Source organism: Modestobacter excelsi, assembly GCF_005930495.1.
GTDB classification, from domain to species: Bacteria; Actinomycetota; Actinomycetes; order Mycobacteriales; family Geodermatophilaceae; genus Modestobacter; species Modestobacter excelsi.
This window is the reverse complement of sequence record NZ_SJEX01000043.1, coordinates 1-17,414: the sequence shown is the minus strand read 5'-3', so window position 1 is coordinate 17,414 and position 17,414 is coordinate 1. Positions and strand designations below refer to the sequence as shown.

Genomic DNA, 17,414 nt, shown 5'->3' with positions numbered 1-17,414 from the left:
CCGACCCACCGTGCGCACGACGCTAGATCGGTCGCATGACGGGGAGGTGTCCGGCGGGGAACGACTGGGGGACGCGCCCGGGGATCAGCCGAGCGCGCCGCAGCCGCCGGCGCCGCAGGCGCAGCCACCGCACCCGGCCGACACGGGGGCGGGCGCCGGACGGCGGGCGATCCGGGCCATGCCGGCGGCACCGACCAGGTTGGCCAACCCGAGCGCCGCCACGACCACGCCGACGACGACCCGCCCGGTGGACAGCAGGGCGTCGGCGCCGGCGAGCAGCCCGAGCGCGAGGGCGGCGGCGACCACCGCGGCGGCGGCCAGTGCGGCGCGGCGGGCGGCCACCGCGGCGGCCAGCACCGGCGGCAGCAGCACGACGGCGGCGACGAGGGCCCAGCCGGCCGTGGTGGCGGACACCAGCGCCAGCGCGGCGAGGACGAGGCCGACCCAGACGGCACCGGCGCCGAGGACCGCGCCGGACCGCTCGACCTCACCGGCGCGGGCGCTGCGGAGCAGCACGATGCCGCGGACGACGGCGAACAGGCCGAGCGCCGCCAGCAGCAGCCGCGGCCCGGTCCCGGACCAGGTCAGCGCCAGCACACCGAGCACCAGCAGGGCGGCACCGAGGGCGGCCATCCGCGGCCAGGTCGACCGGGCCTGCTGCGGCGTGGGCGGGGCGGCGGGGGCTCCGGCCAGCCGGCCGGTGGTCACGGCGTTCGTCACGCCCCCAGTCTCCCCCACCGGGGACCGCACCACCCAGGCGCACCGTCCGCCCGCGAGGAACCCCGGCCGCGGGCCCGGACCGGTTCGGGGCACCGGGTCGTCCGGCGTCCACTGCTCCGCCCGCGCCCGGCACCCGGTCGGCTGACGCCGCGCCTGTCCGGCGCGCATCCGACCTGCGGTTGTGCCAATCTGAGCGGCCACGGGAACGTGAGCACCGGATCCGGGCGCCGTCCGCTCCCGCGACCGAAGGGACCCACCGTGACCAGACCGGGCATCTCGTCCAGCGCCGACCGGGCGGGCAACAGCGACGCGCTGGAGAACCTGGCCCGCGTCGGGCTGATCGCCCTGGGCATCGTCCACCTGCTGGTGGCCTGGCTGGCCCTGCAGCTGGCCTGGGGCGGGGGCGGCGGCACCGCCGACCAGTCCGGGGCCATGGCCACGCTGGCCTCCAAGCCGTTCGGCAAGGGGCTGCTGTGGGTGCTGGCCGTCGGGCTCATCGCCCTGGCCCTGTGGCAGCTCGCCGAGGTGCTGCGCTGGACCCCGCGGCTGCGCGGCTCCGGCGACGCGAAGAAGAAGGCCACCGGGAAGATCGTCAAGTCGGTCGCGAAGGCGGTCGTCTACGTCTTCCTCGCCGTCACCGCGATCAGGTTCGCCACCGGCGGCGGGCAGTCGAGCGGGCAGCAGCAGCAGTCGGCCGTCGCCGGGGTGTTCAGCTGGCCGGCCGGCCGGTTCCTGGTCGGCGTCGCCGCGCTGGTGGTCATCGGCGTGGGCGTCTACCACGTGCGCAAGGGCGTCACGAAGCACTTCATGAAGGAGATCGACACCGCGCAGGCCACCGCCGGGCAGCGGCAGGTGATCGAGCGGCTCGGCCTGGTCGGGTACCCGGCGAAGGGGGTCGCGCTCGCCCTGGTCGGCGGGCTGATCGGCTGGGCGGCGATCACCTTCGACCCGGCGAAGGCCAGCGGCCTGGACGGCGCCATGCGCACGCTGCTGGACGCCCCCTTCGGCAAGGCACTGCTCACCGTGGTCGCGCTCGGCATCGCGGCGTTCGGCGTCTTCTGCCTCTTCCGGGCCCGCTACCCCGAGCGCACGTGACCGCCGAGCGGGCGCGCCCGGGCTCGGGCACGATCGCGGGGTGACCGCCGTCCTGCAACGGGTGCACGACGCCGTCGCCCGCGCCCGCGAGGTGACCGACCACCCGGTGCTGACCCACCTGGCCCGGGTGGGGCTGGTGGCCTACGGCGTCCTGCACGTCCTGATCGGCTGGCTCGCCTTCCGGGTGGCCTGGGCCGTCGGTCCGCGCGCCGAGGACGCCGACCAGACCGGTGCGCTGCAGACGGTCTCCGGTTCCCCCGGCGGCCGGGTGCTCCTCTGGGTGATCGGGCTGGGCATGCTGGCGCTGGCGCTGTGGCAGGCCGGGGAGGTGCTGCGCGTGTGGGCCGGCCTGCTCCGCCCGGCCCGGCGGCTGCGCACGGCCGTCGTCTGCGCCAAGTGCACCGCGAAGGGCGCGGTCTACGCCGTCCTCGGGGTCACCGCGCTCTTCTTCGCCGTCGGTGCCGACTACGACGCCGCCGACCGGTTCCGGGAGCTGACCGACGACGCCCTGGAGATCCCCGGCGGCGCGGTCGCCGTGGTCGGCGTCGGCGTCGTGGTGGCCGCGGTCGGCACGTACACGCTGGTGCGCGGGCTGACCGGCGGGTTCATGAAGGACGTCGACCTGGCCGCCGCTCCGGACCGGTGGGAGCCGCTCATCGAGCGGATCGGCTCGGTGGGCTACGTGGCCAAGGGCGTCGCGTTCGCCGTCTCCGGCGGCCTGCTGGTCTACGCCGCGGCGACGGAGGACGTGTCGACGGCGACCGGGCTGGACGGCGCGATGCACGCGATCGCCGGCGTCCCGACCGGGCAGTGGCTGCTCACCGCGGTCGCGGTCGGCTTCGCCGCGTTCGGGGTCTACGCCCTGGCCCGGGCGCGTTTCCCCGACCGAGACCCCTCGACCTGATGAAGGACCCTGCTGCCCCCCGTCACTCGCAGGCTCGTGCCGGGCCCCTGCAGCAGGCCCGAACTGCTCATCCGGCCGCGGCCGGGTCCAGCAGGACGGCGGCGCGGGCGAGGACCTGCGCCAGCGCCCCCTCCGCGGCCGGCGCGAGCGCGACCAGGTGGGCGAAGCCGTGCGGCATGTCCGGCAGGTCCAGCCACTCGACGCGGGTGCCGGCCGCGGTGAGCGCCTCGGCGTAGGCCCGCCCGGAGTCGTGCAGCGGGTCGGCCCCGGCGGTGACGACCAGTGCCGGCGGCAGGCCGGCGAGGTCCCCCTCCGCCGGGCTGATCCGGGGGTCGCCCAGGTCGGTGCCCCGCGGCACGTAGTTGCGGGTGTACCAGCCCATGTCGGACAGGGTGAGGAACGGCAGGTGCCCGAAAGCCTGCACCGAGGGCTGGTCGGCGCCGCGGGAGACGTTCGGGTACAGCAGCAGCTGCGCCACCGGTTGCGGACCGCCGGCGTCGCGGAGCTGCTGGCAGACGACCGCGGCCAGGTTGCCGCCGCCGCTGTCCCCGGCGACCGCGACCCGGGCCGGGTCCCCACCCAGGTCCGCGGCGTGCTCGATCGCCCACCGGGTGCCGGCGACGGCGTCGTCCACGGCGGCGGGGAACGGGTGCTCGGGAGCGCGGCGGTGCTCCACGGCGAGCACCACCGCGGACAGGCCGTCGGCCAGTCGGCGAGCCAGCCCGTCGTAGTCGTCGACGCTGCCCAGCGTCCAGCCGCCACCGTGTAGGAAGACGACGGTGGCGCCCCCGCCGGCGGCGGGCCGGTAGACCCGGGCGGCGAGCCCGTCCAGCAGGACGTCGTCGACGTCGACCTCGGGCGCGCGGGCGAGGCCCGCGGTCAGCAGCTCGCTGAACCTGCGGCGGGCAGCGTCGAGGCCGACCTCACGCGCCGGCGCGCTCGACAGCCCGGGCAGCAGCGCCGCGAGGGAGGGGTGGAGCTGGGGAGGAACGCCGTCGGCCATCCGGCCATCCTGGACGGACCGGCGCCCTCAGCCGGCGTCGACGACGGTGAAGATGCTCCACAGGCCGGTGATCTGCAGCGGGCGGACGACGGCGCGCGTGGTGCCGCAGCGCATCTGCAGCACCCGCCCGGCGGCCTCGGCGGCCCGGTGCGCGGTCGCCAGCGCGGAGAGCCCCGCCGAGTCCAGGAAGGTGACGCCCTGCAGGTCGACCTCGACGGCCGTGGAGCCCGGTCGGGCCACGACCTCGAGCAGGCAGTTGCGCAGGCCCGGGGCGGTGGTGGAGTCGACCTCGCCGCTGACCCGGACGACTGTGCCGGACGAGCTGGTCGCGGCGCGGACGTCGATGCGGGTGGGGTCGATGTCGATCGACGCGGTCATGGAGACCTCCAGTGGGGCCGTCGTGACCGGCGGCACCTGCCACCAGCCTCGTGCGCCGGGCATGGGGTGCCCGGTCGCGGCTGGTGGTTGAACCGCGGAGAAGACGTTAGAGACGACATCGGTCGTGCACAAGGGTCTTCGGCGTGGCGGCCCGCGCCACGCCGGGGCAGCCACCTGGAAGTCACCGGCGCGTTCAGCCCCCAGACCGCCTGCGCCATCTCCACGACCAGCGCGAGCTCGGCGACCTGCTCGTCGCGGGTCAGCGCGTTGCCCTCCACCGTCGAGCTGAAGCCGCACTGCGGGGAGAGGGCCGGCTGGTCCAGCGGCAGGAAGCGCAGCGGCTGGAAGGTCCCCGAGCGGGCGTCCTCGATGCTGCGGAGCTCCGCGGCGTCGATCCCCCGGCGGCGAGCCGGGCGCGCGCGTCGAGCAGCGCCGGGGGGCGGAGCAGGCTGCCGACGTGGTCGGCGCGGAACGGGGGGGTCGGAGGGGTCGGACATGCGCCCGCGCATGCCGACGCCCACCTCCGGCGGACGTCGTCCACGGCCGGGATCCCGCCAGCACAGGAAGGGCGCGGATACTGGCGGTCATGTCGAAGCGGACCGTCGTCGCCGGAGCTCTCTGGGCCCTCCTCTCCGTGCTGGCGTTCCTCGTCGACCCGATCCTGGGCGCCTGCGTGCTGATCTTCGGGGGGATCGGCGTGGTCGTCGTCCAGCTGGCGAGCAGCTGGGACGAGCACCCGGACTTCGAGGCCCGCGAGCTGGTCCGGGCGCGCAAGCGCAAGCAGAAGTGGGACCGGGACGCCGGCAAGCGGGAGAAGGACGCCGCCCGGTACGCCGCGCACCAGGCCCGCCAGGCCGAGAAGGCCCGGTCGGCGCAGGAGCGCGGCGTCGACGAGCGCGCGTCCTGAAAACCAGTCGACGGCCACGCCGGGCCGCCGTTACCGTCCTGCTCATGGGCGACACCTCGCTGCGGCTGCGGCTGCGCACCTCCTGAGCTGACCTGCGGGCCCCCGGCCCGCCGTCCGCCGGTCCCCTCGCGACCGGCCGTGACCGCTCTCCCCCCGTTCCCCGGCGTGCCCGCCGGACGTCGCGGGCGCCCTCACCCCTGCTGGAGGTACCCCATGTCACGACCCACCCCTGCCCTCGACGCCGCCGCCGTCGCCGCCCGCGCCCAGCTCGCCGAGGACGACCGGACCGACTTCGACCGGCTGGCGCACGCGGTCCTCTCCGCCCCCGGGGCGACCAGGCAGCCCGCGTTGGGTGCGGTCCTGCGCAGCCAGCTCCCCGGCACCGCCGGGGTGCGCTGGCTGCACGCGGAGGGGCTCTCCCCGATGTCCCGGGCCTCCGCGCTGACCGCCGGGCACTGGGTCTCGCTGTTCACCGCGTGGCGGGCGAACGAGCAGGCGCCGCGGTCCGCGGGCCGGTCCGGCGGTCACGGTCCGCGCGCGGACAGCCGGCACGGCCACGCCCCCGGCGCGCAGGCAGCCCCGCGCTGGTTCTGACGAAGGACCCCCTTCCTCCCCACCCTTCGCAAGCTCAGGGCGGGTCCCGGGAAGGGGGCCGTTCCAGCAACGCACCATGCTCAGGGCGAGCCTCTGGACGGGGCCGGGGGGGGGTGGCTGGTCGGCATGCCGGCCGGCCACCCGCCGGGAGCGACCGGGTCAGCGGGTGGCGGGCTCCAGTTCCGTGCCGCGGACGCAGCGGTAGCTGCCGGCGTCAGCGGGGTCGCCGTGCCCCACCAGCCGCGCGACCTCCGGGTAGGCGCACAGCGGGCGGGTCTGCACGACCGCCCCCGAGGCGTCGACCGCCTCCGCGTCGAGGGTCCGCGGCGCGTGCCCGCGCTCCACCCAGTCGACCAGCGCCTCGAACTGGCCGACCGGCTGCGGACCCGCGCCGCCGCCGCAGTGACCGACGCCCGGGGCGAGGAACAGCCGGAGGAACTGGTCGGTCCGCCCCGGCCCCATCGTGTCCTGGACCCGCTCGACGTAGTCGACCGTGCCCTGGAACGGGACGCCGAAGTCCGCCGCGCCGTGCCACAGCAGCGCCTTGCCGCCGGAGTCGGCGAACGCCGACAGGTCCGGGTCGTCAGCGGAGAACACCGCCGAGTACATCTCGATCGACTGCTGGAAGAACGCCTCGTAGCCGGCGTAGGTCAGCGTCCGCCAGTCCCAGCCCGGGTCCTGGGCGAGGAACAGGCCGATCCACCAGAGGTCGTACTGGAAGGGCTTGCCCACCAGCTGGCCGTCGACCACCTCGGTGTCGTTGAGCCCGGCGTACGGGGTGCCCGGCGCCTGGCCGTACCAGAGGAACTGCCCGTCCTGCGTGCGCGGGCCCTGGGCGATCCGGCGCATCACCTCGACGTCGGCCGCGGTGATGTCGCCGCACGGTGTCGCGGTGCCGACCAGCGTGCCCAGGTCGAAGGAGCAGCCCAGCGGGTCGCCGATCACGCCGTCGATCACGCCGTCCCCGACGGTGTCGCAGGCCGCGATGGTCGCCCGGAGCGCAGCATCGAACTTGCAGGGGGCGACCGGGTTGGCCTCCTCGAGCATCACGACCTGGCCCCACATCTGGGCGATCTGCAGACGCGAGTAGTTGATGACGGGAGCACCGGCCAGCACGCCGTCGTAGTCGTCGGGGTAGCGCTGCGCCTCCATCAGGCCCTGCCGGCCGCCGGTGGAGCAGCCGTTCCAGTAGGAGTACTGGGGACCGGTTCCGTAGAACGCGGCGATGACCGCCTTGGCGGTGACGGTCATGTCGCGCACGCCGCGGTAGCCGAAGTCCTCGATCGCCGCCCAGTTCAGCGTCCGGTCGGGGTTCAGCGCGAAGTCGGCCGTGGCACCCGGGTGGCCGGCGTCGGTGGCCGCGGTGGCGTAGCCGTCGCGCAGCGGGGTCAGCAGCGAGTCCGGTGAGCCGCCGCGGAACCCGCCGCCGCCCACCGCCTGGAACCGGCCGTTCCAGGTGTCCGTGGGCAGGTGCACCCAGACGGTCACCGCGTCCCCGGCCGGCGGGTGGGTGACCGTCAGCGTCACCCGGCAGGACGCCGGCGTGGTGGCGTCACCCGGGTCGGCCACGGCCGAGGTGACGGTGGTGTCCGGCAGGCCCAGCCGGGCGGTGCTCAGCTCCGCGCAGCCGACGGGTGGTGGCGCCCCTCCGGTCCCGCCGCCCGGGGGCGTGGCGCTCGCGGCGGGCGCCACCACCATCCCCACGCCGAGTGCGAGTGCCGCCGCCGTTGCCAGCGTCCGTGCCGTCCAGCCGGCTCCACGCCTCATCCGCCGTGCCACCCCTCGCGTTCGTCCGGGAGCTGTGCGCCGGCCGTGTACCGGCTGAGGGAGTCTCACACGCTGGTGTGACGTGCACCACAGGGGGTGCCAGGAGCCGGGTCGCTCAGCCGACGGCGTCCTCGGCGGCCAGCTCGGCTGCCCGCTGCGGGTGGGCGAACGCCTCGGCGAGCGCCTGCCGCAGCGGCCACACCCCGGACCGCCAGGCCAGCGCCCGGCCCAGCGCCGCGGGCGAGCCGTCCACCGCGTCCGGTTCACCGGGCCACCAGGAGACGGTCCGGCCGCCGGTCACGGTGAGCGTCGGGTGGACGGCGACCGACCCGGTCAGCTCCGGCACGCCGAGCCGCGCCGCGGCGAGCCCGGCCCCGGGCACCTCGGCCCACCGCACGGTGCGCGCGGCTCGGCTGGTCACCCGGGCGCGGCCGGCCTGCTCGCCGGCCAGCGGCAGGTCGAGCAGGTCGGCGACCGGGCCGGGCGCCCCGCCCACCGGGACGACGGCGGCGGGGACCAGCGGCTGCAACCAGGGCGCGTCCAGGACCACCGCCTCGTCGCTGACCCGGTCGGGCGCGACCCGGACCCGGCGTGGGGGCTCGACGTCCACGTCGGCCAGCGCGGCGGCCAGGTCGGCGTAGACGGTGCGCAGCACGGCCGGGCCGACCGTCCGCGCGGGGTCGCCCAGCCGGTCGAGCAGGTCGAGGGCGTCGTCGACGTCGGCCAGCACGTCGGCCACCGTCGCCGGCGGCCGCAGCAGCGCCAGGACCTCGGCCGGCAGCTCCGGCACCGGTTCGTACAGCCCCCGCAGCTCCGCGCTGTCCGGGGAGCGCAGCCGGTCGGGCCGGGTGCCGTGCAGCACCGGTGACGTGCGCAGCCACCAGCGCAGGTAGCCGGGGACCACGGTGCCGCCGAGGTCGACGTCGGCCCGCGCGGCGGCCGGCAGCCCGGCCAGCAGCGGCAGCGCCCGGTCCCAGTCGCGGACCAGTTCCAGGTCGCGCACCGCGGTCAGCGGTGGCCAGACCGGCGGCGGGGCGTCGGCGGGCAGCCGGTCCAGGACGGCGTCCACCCACTCCTCGACGCGGTCGACGTCGAGGTCGTCGGGGTCCTCGGCGGTGGCCAGCGCGAAGGTGTCGAGCACCCCGACGGCCCGCAGCGCGGCGACGTCCTGACCGACGGCGAACTCGGGGTCCAGCGCGCCGAGCGCGGCAGGCGCGAGGACGTCGGAGAGCGGGGAGCCGGGGCGCACCAGCTCCCCCGCCGGCGCCCAGCCGCCGTCGTCGTCGGGCAGCGCCAGCTCGGCCAGCCACGGCAGCTCACCGGGCGCCGTCCCGGCGGCGGCGACCAGGGTGAGCACGGCGAGGGCCAGCGGCTCGACGTCCGCGCCGTCGTCGGCCTCGTCCAGCGAGGCCTCCACCGCGGCCCGCACGTCGGGATCGGCGAGCACGGCGGCCGCGGTCGCCGGGCGTGCGCCGAGCCGCTCCAGCACCCGGTGCGCCGGCCCGGCCGCCGCCGCCGGGTCGGCGATGCGCAGGCCGAGCGGGGCGAGCCGGTCGGCGGGCAGCGAGTCGTCGGTGAGCAGCACACCGGCCGGGCTCTGCGCCGTCCGGCCGTCGGCCAGCGGCACCGGGAGGGCCGCGAGCTCGTCCCGGTCGGCGGTCTCCAGGGCGGCGTAGAGCCCGGCCCACCAGGAGCCGGGCCGCTGCACGCCCCGGACCGCCTCTACGACCTCGGCCAGCCCGGCGCGGCGGACGCCGAGCGCGCTGAGCACCGCCGCGTCCGACCGCCGAGACCACGCAGCCGGCAGCAGGCCGGGCAGCACCCCGACGAGCGCGGCGACCCGGTCGTCGGTCGGGTCGTCGAGGGCGACCGCGCGGTCCGGGAGGAGCGGGGCCTCCTCCGGGTCGGCGGGCGGCAGCCAGGGGGAGTCGCGGAGCCGACCGAGGACGGCGCGGCACAGCACGGCGTCCAGCTCGGCGGCGGCGAGGCCGGTGCGGGGCACGAGCCGGAGCAGGACCGGGTCGGCCGGCAGCTCCGCGAGGAGTTCGGCACAGCCGTCGGCGGCCACCTGCACCAGCGCGTCGGTGACCGGGCCGGGCGCGACGTGCCGCCGGTCGGGGCCGAGCGGGAACGGCGCGATCAGCCGGGCGGGCAGCGAGAGCGGCTCGTCGCTGGGTGTCGGGGCGTGCACCACCTGCCGGCCGGCCAGCGGGACCGGGACCCCGTCCTGGACCGGGACGGCCCAGGTGACGGTGTAGCCGCGGCGGTCGCGCTCCTCCACCGGCCGGTCGGCGAACAGCTCCTCGGGCAGCTCGCCGGAGCGCTGGACGACCCGCCAGGTCGTCGTCCGGTCCCCATCGGTGAGCACCACCTCCGCTTTCCGCGCCGAAAGTGAACGGAGGGTGCGGACCGAGCCGTCGAGGACGACGTCGATGCGGCTGAGCGCCGGGAGGGCGAGCAGCAGCTCGGCGTCCAGGCCGGCCAGCGCGGTGCGGACCTGACCGGCCGTGCCGGGCCGCAGCGGCAGGACGACCTCGGTGGCGAACCCGTCCGGCGGGGCGCCGTCGGCGGCGAACGGCAGCCGGAGGACCGGGACGGCGCCGCCCCGGCGGGCCACCTCCTCGGCGAGGGCGGGCACGGCGGCGACGGCGGCCCGGGTCCGCTCGGCGCTGAACCGGACCGAGCGGTCGGTGGAGACGACGGCCGGCTCGTCGCTGACGGCCAGGACGGCGGAGAACCCGACGCCGAACCGGCCGACGGCGGCGGCGTCCCGCTTCGCGCTGGCCCGCAGGCTGGCCAGCGCCTGGACGCCCTCGTCGTCCAGCGGGGCGCCGGTGTTGGCCGCGCGGAGGACCTCGCCGTCCAGGTGCAGCCGCAGCGAACCGGGGACGCCGGCCCGGGCGGCCGCGTCCGCGGCGTTCTGCGCGAGCTCGACGAGCAGCCGGTCGCGGTAGCCGCCGAGGACCAGGTCCTCCTCGGCGTTCGCGTCCTCCCGGAAGCGGGCCGGGGAGTCGGTCCAGGCGGCCAGCACCCGGCGGCGCAGCTCGGCGGGGTCAGGCACCTGCGCAGCATGCCCGACCGGCCGGCGTCAGTCGGGGTGCACGTCCACCGCGAGCCGCTGCCCGCCGTCCTCGCTGGCGGCACGCACGCGCCGACGGCGGCCTGGTCCGACCGCCTCGGGTGGGCAGCGGGGTCAGCGCAGCGCGCTGTGCTCCGCCGGCAGCCGCCCGGGGCCGGCCGACGGCGGGCGCGGCCGGTCCTCCGGGTGCGCCCGGATCGCGAGCAGCGCGACGTCGTCGTCGACCGGGCCGGCGAGCTCACCCAGCACCCGGTCGCACAGCTCCTCGAGGTCGAGGTGGCGGAGCTCGCTGAGCAGGTCGCCGAGCCACCGCACGCCGTCGTCGAGCGGGACGCCGCGGCGCTCGATGAGCCCGTCGGTGTAGAGCAGCACGGTCGAGCCCGGCACCAGCTCCCGCGCGTGGTCGTGCCGGGAGCGCTCCGGGTCGACGCCGAGCAGCAGGTCCGCCGGGCGCTCCAGCACCTCGATGCTGCCGTCGGGCTGCACCAGCAGCGGTGGCGGGTGCCCGGCGTTGGACCAGCGCAGCACCCGGGCCCCGCGGGCGGCGTCGGCGGCGGTCTGCTCGACGGTCGCGAGCACCGCGGTGGCCAGCGTGCCGATGTCGAGGTCCCGCATGGCGGCGTCCAGCCCGGTGAGCACCTCCGCCGGCGTGCCGCCGCTGTGGTGGGCGACCCCGCGGAGCACGTTGCGCACCTGGGCCATCGCGGCGGCCGCGTGGCTGTCGTGGCCGGTCACGTCGCCGATGACCAGCACGGTGCGCCCGTCGGAGAGCAGGAAGCTGTCGTACCAGTCGCCGCCGACCTGGGCCTGCCGCGCGGCGGGGAGGTACCGGACGGACACCTCCAGGTGGTCGGGCTCCGGCGGCTCGGGCAGCAGGCTGGGCTGCAGCGCCTCCACCGTGCCGGCCAGCGCGGTCAGCGCGGTCCGCTCGGCCACCCGGGTCTGCAGCCGGTCCAGCGCCAGGGCGGCCTGGGCGGCGAAGGCGACCACGACCTCCGAGTCGGCCGCGCCGAACACCTGCGGCTCCGCCCAGCCGACCACCAGGGCGCCGACCAGCCGGCCGCCGGTCTCCAGCGGGAGCGCGAACCAGGCCTGGCACCCCGTGTCGGGCATGACCTGCTCCATGTCCGGGGTCAGGGCGAGTGACTCCGCGGCGTCGTGGACCACCACGGGACGGCGGGTGCGGGCGGCGATGCTGACCGGCATCGGTCCGTCGAGCGCCAGCACCGCGTAGGCCTGCTGCGCGACCGCGCCCAGCCCCTCGGTGATGACCAGCCGGAGGGTCGTCGGGTCGTCGGGGTCGGTGACCGCCACGGCGCCGCCCTGGGCACCGAGCACCGCGAGACCGCGGTCCACCACGGTCGCCGTCAGCTCGTGAACCGACTCCGCGCGCCCCAGCGCCAGGGCCAGCTCGGCGAGCGCGGTCAGCTGCCGGGCGCTGCGGAGCTCCGCCTCGCGGGTCTGGATGCGGTCGAGCGCCTGGCTGCACTGCGCGGCGAACGCGACCAGCACCTCAACCTCCGCGGGGACGAAGGCCTGCGGCTCGTCCCAGACGACGGTCAGCACGCCCAGGTCCCGGGTCCGGGTGCGCAGCGGCAGGCTGGCGTAGGCCACCCCGCCGGTGGCCTCGACGACGCCGGCCATCTCGGGGGCGAAGGCGAGCGATGCCGCGGGGTCGGGCAGCAGCACCGGGCGGCCGGTGCGCGCGGCGACGCTGACCGGCAGCGGCCCGCCGAGGGCTGCAGCCCGTAGGTCTGCTGGGTCCGCGGGCCGCCGAGCTCCGCGGAGACCACCGACCGCAGCGCGTCGCCGTCCCGGACCGCCACGGCACCGCCGGGTGCGCCCACCACGGCCAGCCCACCCTCGGTGACCACCGAGACCAGGTCGGCGACGGTCTCGGCGCCCGCCAGCCGCAGTGCGACCCCGGCGAGCGCGGTGAGCCGCCCGGCGCTGGCGGCCTGGGCGGCCCGGGCGTCGGCGAGCTCGAGGCTGCGGGCGTACAGGTCGGACTCGACCTCCAGGACGCGCCGCTCGAGGTCGGTGGGGTCGACGACGCCGGCGCGGCGCTGCTGGACCACGTAGTCGGTGATGTCCTCGGCGCGCTGGACCACGTAGGCGCAGCGGCCCTCGGCGTCCAGGACCGGCGTGCTGATCAGGCTCCAGAACCGCTTGCTGTAGCCCCCCGTGCCGTCGGGGATGTCGTACTCCTGGACCGGCATGGTGTCCGGCCGCCGGGTGTCCCGGGCGCGCTCGAAGAACGCCTGGACCTTGCTGACCCCGCCGTCGGCCTCGCTGTCGGACGGGTTGCCCGGGAACGCCTCGAAGACCGGCCGGCCGACGAGCTCGGCGCGGGTGCGCCCGGTGGTGGCCAGGTAGGCCGCGTTCGCCTCGACGATGACCAGGTCGGGCGTCATGACCAGGAACGACGTCGGCAGTGCACCGAACACCGCGGCGAAGTCGATCTCACCGCGCGCTGTCCCAGCCTGCCCCACGTGCCTCCGCCTCCCGCGCCCGACCGCCGGGCGCACATCGCGAGAGGACATCGGTCGCACCGGATCGGCGGGGCACCACCGAGTTGCACCGAGGAGTCATGCGGGCGGAACGCACTACCGGCCGGTAACCTGCCGTGCCATGCCGCTCAGCGAGGAGTTGGACAGCGTCCCGGCCACCACCGGGAGGGGCACCTTCGAGTCCACGGACCCGGCCACCGGCGCCGTCGTCGGGGTCTTCCCGGTGCACGACGCGGACGCCGTCCGGGAGACCGTCGAGCGGGCCCGGGTCGCCGCCGAGCGGTGGGCCGCCCTCGGCTTCGCCGAACGGCGGCTGCGGCTCGCCGCCTACCGCGGGTACCTGGCCCGCCGGATGCACGAGCTCGCCGACCTGGTGCACCGGGAGAACGGCAAGCCGCACGCCGACGCCATCCTCGAGATCACCCTCGCCGTCGACCACCTCGCCTGGGCCGGCGCGCACGCGCGGAAGACGCTCGGCCCGCGCCGGGTCAACCCCGGCCTGCTCGCCGCCAACCACGCCGCCTCCGTGGAGTACCAGCCGCTCGGCGTCGTCGGGGTGATCGGCCCGTGGAACTACCCGGTCTTCACGCCGATGGGCTCGATCGCCTACGCGCTGGCCGCGGGCAACGCCGTCGTGTTCAAGCCCAGCGAGTACACCCCGGCCGTCGGCGCGTGGCTGGCCGCAGCCTGGCGGGCCGCCGTCCCCGACGTGGCCGACGCCTTCCAGTTGGTCACCGGCTCCGGTGAGACCGGTGCGGCGCTGTGCCGGGCCGGCGTCGGCAAGCTGGCCTTCACCGGCTCGGCCGCGACCGGGCGGGAGGTGATGGCCACCTGCGCCGAGACGCTCACCCCGGTGCTCATGGAGTGCGGGGGCAAGGACGCGATGATCGTCGACGACGACGCCGACGTGGTCGCCGCCGCGGACGCCGCGGTGTGGGGCGGGATGAGCAACGCCGGGCAGACCTGCATCGGCATCGAGCGGGTCTACGCCACCAGCGCCGTCTACGACCGGTTCGTCGCCGAGGTCACCAGGCGGGTGGCCGACCTGCGTCCGGGGTCGGACGACGCGGCGACCTACGGCCCGATGACCATGGCGAGCCAGAGCGACGTCGTCCGTCGGCACCTGGACGACGCCCGTGCGGCGGGCGGCCGGGTCGCCACCGGGGGCACCGTCGAGGGCGGCTACATCGCCCCGACCGTGCTGCTCGACGTGCCGGAGAGCTCCGCGGCGGTCCAGGAGGAGACCTTCGGGCCGACGCTCACCATCGCGAGGGTGGCCGACGCCGAGGAGGGCCTGCGGCGCGCCAACGCCATCTCGCTCGGCCTGGGCGGCTCGGTGTTCAGCGGCTCGACCGCGCGGGCGGTGGACCTGGCCCGCCGGATGCGCAGCGGCATGACGTCGATCAACTCGGTGCTGACCTTCGCCTCGGTGCCCGCGCTGCCCTTCGGCGGCGTCGGCGACAGCGGCTTCGGCCGGGTCCACGGCGCGGACGGGTTGCGCGAGTTCACCCGGGCGAAGGCGATCACCCGCCAGCGCGTGGCCCTGCCGGTGAACCTGATGAGCTTCGGCCGCCCGCCCGCCGCCGCTGACGCGCTGGCCCGTGTCATGGGCGTCGTCCACGGCCGGCACCGGTGACCGGCCATGCGGCCACCATGGCCGGGACGACGACGAGGTCGCCGTCGGTGTGACGTCGTCCGCCGTCCCGGCGTAGCCCCCCTGCGGCCCCGGCGCCGAGAGCGGGATCTAGCCGTGGGCCTGGTCGGCGGCGGCGGGGACCGGCTCGACCGGGAGGGTGGTCCCCGGGGACGACGGCCGGCGGCGGATCGAGATCGACAGGGTCGCGGCGACCACGCAGAGCGCAGCTGCGCCGTACCAGGCGCCGTCGTAGGAGCCGGTGACGTCGCGGATGACGCCGGCACCGAACGCAGCCAGGGCGGCCCCCACCTGGTGCGAGGCGAACACCCAGCCGAAGACGACGGGCGCCCGGGCACCGAAGTACTGCCGGCACAGCGCCAGCGTCGGGGGCACCGTGGCCACCCAGTCCAGGCCGTAGAAGACGATGAAGGCGATCATCGAGGCCTGGATGTCGGTGCCGAACAGCTGCGGCAGCAGGAACAGCGACATCCCGCGCAGGCCGTAGTAGGCCAGCAGCAGCAGCCGCGGGTCGGCGCGGTCGGTGAGCCAGCCGGAGAAGATCGTGCCGGCGACGTCGAAGACCCCGACGATCGCCAGCAGCCCGGCTGCGGTGGTCACCGGCATGCCGTGGTCGTGCGCGGCGGGGATGAAGTGCGGCTGCACCAGCCCGTTCGTCGATGCCCCGCAGATCATGAACCCGCCGGCGAGCAGCCAGAACACCCGGGTGCGGACGGCGTCGGCCAGCCCGCGCAGCGCGGTGCGGGCCGGGTTGCCGCGGGCCGGCTCGACGTCGTCCGCGGGCGTGCCGCCGTAGGGCGCGACCCCGACGTCGCGGGGGCGGTCGCGCAGCAGCCAGGCCACGAACGGGGCGACCGCGAGCGCGGCGGCCGCGGTGCCCAGCGCCGCGGGGCGCCAGCCCCAGCGGGTGGAGACGGCGGCCACCAGGGGCAGGAAGACCAGCTGCCCGGTCGCCCCGGCCGCGGTCAGCACACCGGACACCAGCCCCCGGCGGGCCACGAACCAGCGCCCGGTCACCGTCGCGACCAGCGACATCGCCATCGAGCCGGTGCCCAGCCCGACCAGCACGCCCCAGCAGAGCACCAGCTGCCAGCTCGCCGTCATGAAGACGGTCAGCCCGCTGCCGACGGCGACCACCAGCAGCGCGGCGACCACGACCCGGCGGATGCCGAACCGCTCCATCAGCGCCGCGGCGAACGGCGCGGTGAGCCCGTACAGCGCCAGGTTGATCGCGACGGCCAGCGAGATGGTCGACAGCGACCAGCCGAACTCCTCGTGCAGCGGGTCGATGAGCACGCCCGGCACCGCGCGGAACGCGGCCGCGCCGATCAGCGCCAGGAAGGTCACCGCGGCGACCCACCACGCGGGGTGGATCCGGGAGGTGCGGGTCGGCAGCGCGGTGGTCACCCGGCAGATCCTGCCGGGCGACGCGCGCCTGCAACCAGTGGCCCGAGAGCCAGCATGTGCAACGATCCGGCCATGTCCGATTCCGCCGTGCACGAGGTCGCCGTCCTCGCGATGGACACGACCGTCGCCTTCGAACTCGGCCTGCCGCACGCCTTCCTCGGCGGCGCCGTCGACGCCGAGGGGCGGCCGCTGTACCGGGTCCGGGTCGCCACGGTGGACGGCGGCCCGGTGCGCACCAGCGCCGGCTACGCGGTGCTGCCCGACCACGACCTCCGCCTGCTGGAGACCGCCGACACCGTCGTCGTTCCGGGCGTCTACGGCGGACCGCAGTCGGACGGCGTCCTCTCCCCCGTCCTGACCGACGCGCTGACCCGCGCGGCCTCGCACGCCCGGATCGTCTCCATCTGCACCGGGGCGTTCGTGCTCGCGGCCGCCGGGCTGCTCGACGGTCGCCCGGCCACCACGCACTGGATGCACGCCGCCGCGTTCTCCGGCTTCTTCCCGCAGGTCCGCCTCGACCCCGACGTGCTCTTCGTCGACGACGGCGACGTGCTCACCTCGGCCGGTAACGCCGCCGGCATCGACCTGCTGCTGCACGTGGTGCGCCGGGACCACGGCAGCGAGGTGGCCAACAGCGTCGCCCGCCGGCGGGTGGCCTCGCCGTGGCGGGACGGCGGCCAGTCGCAGTTCATCGAGCGGCCGCTGCCCGACCCCGACGGGACCGGGACGGCGGACACCCGGGCCTGGGCGATGACCCGGCTGGGCGAGCCGCTGACCCTCGCCGAGCTGGCCGGGCACGCCCGGATGAGCGTGCGCACGTTCACCCGCCGGTTCCGCCAGGAGACCGGGCTGAGCCCGCAGCGGTGGCTGACGCAGCAGCGGGTGGCGCTGGCCCGGCACCTGCTGGAGTCGACCGACACCCCGGTCGAGCGGGTGGCCGACGAGGCGGGGTTCGGCACCACCGCGTCGCTGCGCCAGCACCTGCACGCCGCCATCGGCGTGGCGCCGCTGACCTACCGGCGCACCTTCCGCGGGTCCGCACCGACCGGCGCGGTGGCCACCCCGATGTGACGAGCACCTCCTCGACGTCCCCGCGCAGCGCGACCGTCTCTGGCAGAGTGGGGATCACCGGCGCCGCCCCCTGCTCACTCCGAGAGCAGGTGGACTCGACGTCGGCGCGAGGCTGCGCCACGGAGGCGCGCCGGCGACCCGACGTCCGACCCGGATGTGCGAAGCGGCCCCTGACGGGTGCCCCGCGCCCGGTGGATGAACGGGAGCCACCGGACTGTTGAGGAACCACGTATGACTTCCAGCCAGCACATCCCTGCCCAGCACGACGGCGCTGACCGCCCGCGCCGTCACGCCACCCGCCCGGCCGCCGCGCCCAGCGCGACCG

At 76.5% G+C, this 17,414-nt stretch carries 13 protein-coding genes and 1 pseudogene; 6 read left to right on the top strand and 8 right to left on the bottom strand.

Features of this window, described 5'->3' with window-relative positions; genetic code table 11:
- Positions 1 to 84: 84 nt before the first annotated feature.
- On the bottom strand, positions 85 to 720 hold the full coding sequence (locus FHL80_RS14685) for a hypothetical protein (protein ID WP_138734140.1): 636 nt from the start codon (positions 718 to 720) through the stop codon (positions 85 to 87).
- Between the two features lie 258 nt (positions 721 to 978).
- Here FHL80_RS14685 and FHL80_RS14680 point away from each other — a divergent pair, with 258 nt between their 5' ends.
- Positions 979 to 1,815: a DUF1206 domain-containing protein gene (locus FHL80_RS14680; protein WP_138734139.1), complete on the top strand. Its 837-nt coding sequence runs from the start codon at positions 979 to 981 to the stop codon at positions 1,813 to 1,815.
- A 40-nt stretch (positions 1,816 to 1,855) separates the two neighbouring features.
- Positions 1,856 to 2,719 carry a DUF1206 domain-containing protein gene (locus FHL80_RS14675; protein ID WP_138734138.1) on the top strand — a complete coding sequence of 288 codons (864 nt, stop codon included), beginning with the start codon at positions 1,856 to 1,858 and terminating at the stop codon, positions 2,717 to 2,719.
- A gap of 67 nt (positions 2,720 to 2,786) precedes the next feature.
- On the opposite strand, the gene FHL80_RS14670 is transcribed toward FHL80_RS14675, so the two are convergent.
- A complete protein-coding gene (locus tag FHL80_RS14670; RefSeq protein ID WP_138734137.1) occupies positions 2,787 to 3,722 on the bottom strand; it encodes an alpha/beta hydrolase in 936 nt (311 codons plus the stop codon).
- 27 nt (positions 3,723 to 3,749) lie between these two features.
- Complete coding sequence (locus tag FHL80_RS14665; RefSeq protein WP_138734136.1) at positions 3,750 to 4,100, bottom strand: STAS domain-containing protein; 351 nt, start codon at positions 4,098 to 4,100, stop codon at positions 3,750 to 3,752.
- 586 nt (positions 4,101 to 4,686) lie between these two features.
- Here FHL80_RS14665 and FHL80_RS14655 point away from each other — a divergent pair.
- Positions 4,687 to 5,007, top strand: a complete 321-nt coding sequence (locus FHL80_RS14655) for a hypothetical protein (protein WP_138734135.1) — start codon at positions 4,687 to 4,689, stop codon at positions 5,005 to 5,007.
- Between the two features lie 213 nt (positions 5,008 to 5,220).
- Positions 5,221 to 5,601, top strand: a complete 381-nt coding sequence (locus FHL80_RS14650; protein ID WP_138734134.1) for a hypothetical protein — start codon at positions 5,221 to 5,223, stop codon at positions 5,599 to 5,601.
- A gap of 159 nt (positions 5,602 to 5,760) precedes the next feature.
- Here FHL80_RS14650 and FHL80_RS14645 read toward each other — a convergent pair whose 3' ends face one another.
- The 4 genes and pseudogenes from FHL80_RS14645 to FHL80_RS26755 form a co-directional block, all read right to left on the bottom strand.
- The gene (locus FHL80_RS14645; RefSeq protein WP_138734133.1) at positions 5,761 to 7,368 is read right to left on the bottom strand and encodes a tannase/feruloyl esterase family alpha/beta hydrolase; all 1,608 of its coding nucleotides are present in this window, start codon (positions 7,366 to 7,368) and stop codon (positions 5,761 to 5,763) included.
- Positions 7,369 to 7,483: 115 nt separating this feature from the next.
- Positions 7,484 to 10,429, bottom strand: coding sequence for a sacsin N-terminal ATP-binding-like domain-containing protein (locus FHL80_RS14640; RefSeq protein ID WP_138734132.1), 2,946 nt, complete (start codon positions 10,427 to 10,429; stop codon positions 7,484 to 7,486).
- Between the two features lie 132 nt (positions 10,430 to 10,561).
- The gene (locus FHL80_RS14635; protein ID WP_138734131.1) at positions 10,562 to 12,136 is read right to left on the bottom strand and encodes a GAF domain-containing SpoIIE family protein phosphatase; all 1,575 of its coding nucleotides are present in this window, start codon (positions 12,134 to 12,136) and stop codon (positions 10,562 to 10,564) included.
- A gap of 389 nt (positions 12,137 to 12,525) precedes the next feature.
- Positions 12,526 to 12,990 (bottom strand): annotated as a pseudogene (locus tag FHL80_RS26755) (PAS domain-containing protein); the annotation flags it as partial.
- Positions 12,991 to 13,078: 88 nt separating this feature from the next.
- On the opposite strand from FHL80_RS26755, the gene FHL80_RS14625 reads away from it, so the two are divergent.
- Positions 13,079 to 14,593 (top strand): aldehyde dehydrogenase family protein, encoded by a 1,515-nt coding sequence (locus FHL80_RS14625; RefSeq protein ID WP_138734129.1) that lies wholly within the window; start codon positions 13,079 to 13,081, stop codon positions 14,591 to 14,593.
- Between the two features lie 108 nt (positions 14,594 to 14,701).
- Here FHL80_RS14625 and FHL80_RS14620 read toward each other — a convergent pair whose 3' ends face one another.
- Entirely contained in the window at positions 14,702 to 16,018 is a 1,317-nt protein-coding gene (locus FHL80_RS14620) for an MFS transporter (RefSeq protein ID WP_138734128.1), read from the bottom strand.
- A 72-nt stretch (positions 16,019 to 16,090) separates the two neighbouring features.
- On the opposite strand from FHL80_RS14620, the gene FHL80_RS14615 reads away from it, so the two are divergent.
- The gene (locus FHL80_RS14615; RefSeq protein ID WP_216870741.1) at positions 16,091 to 17,089 is read left to right on the top strand and encodes a GlxA family transcriptional regulator; all 999 of its coding nucleotides are present in this window, start codon (positions 16,091 to 16,093) and stop codon (positions 17,087 to 17,089) included.
- Positions 17,090 to 17,414: the final 325 nt, after the last annotated feature.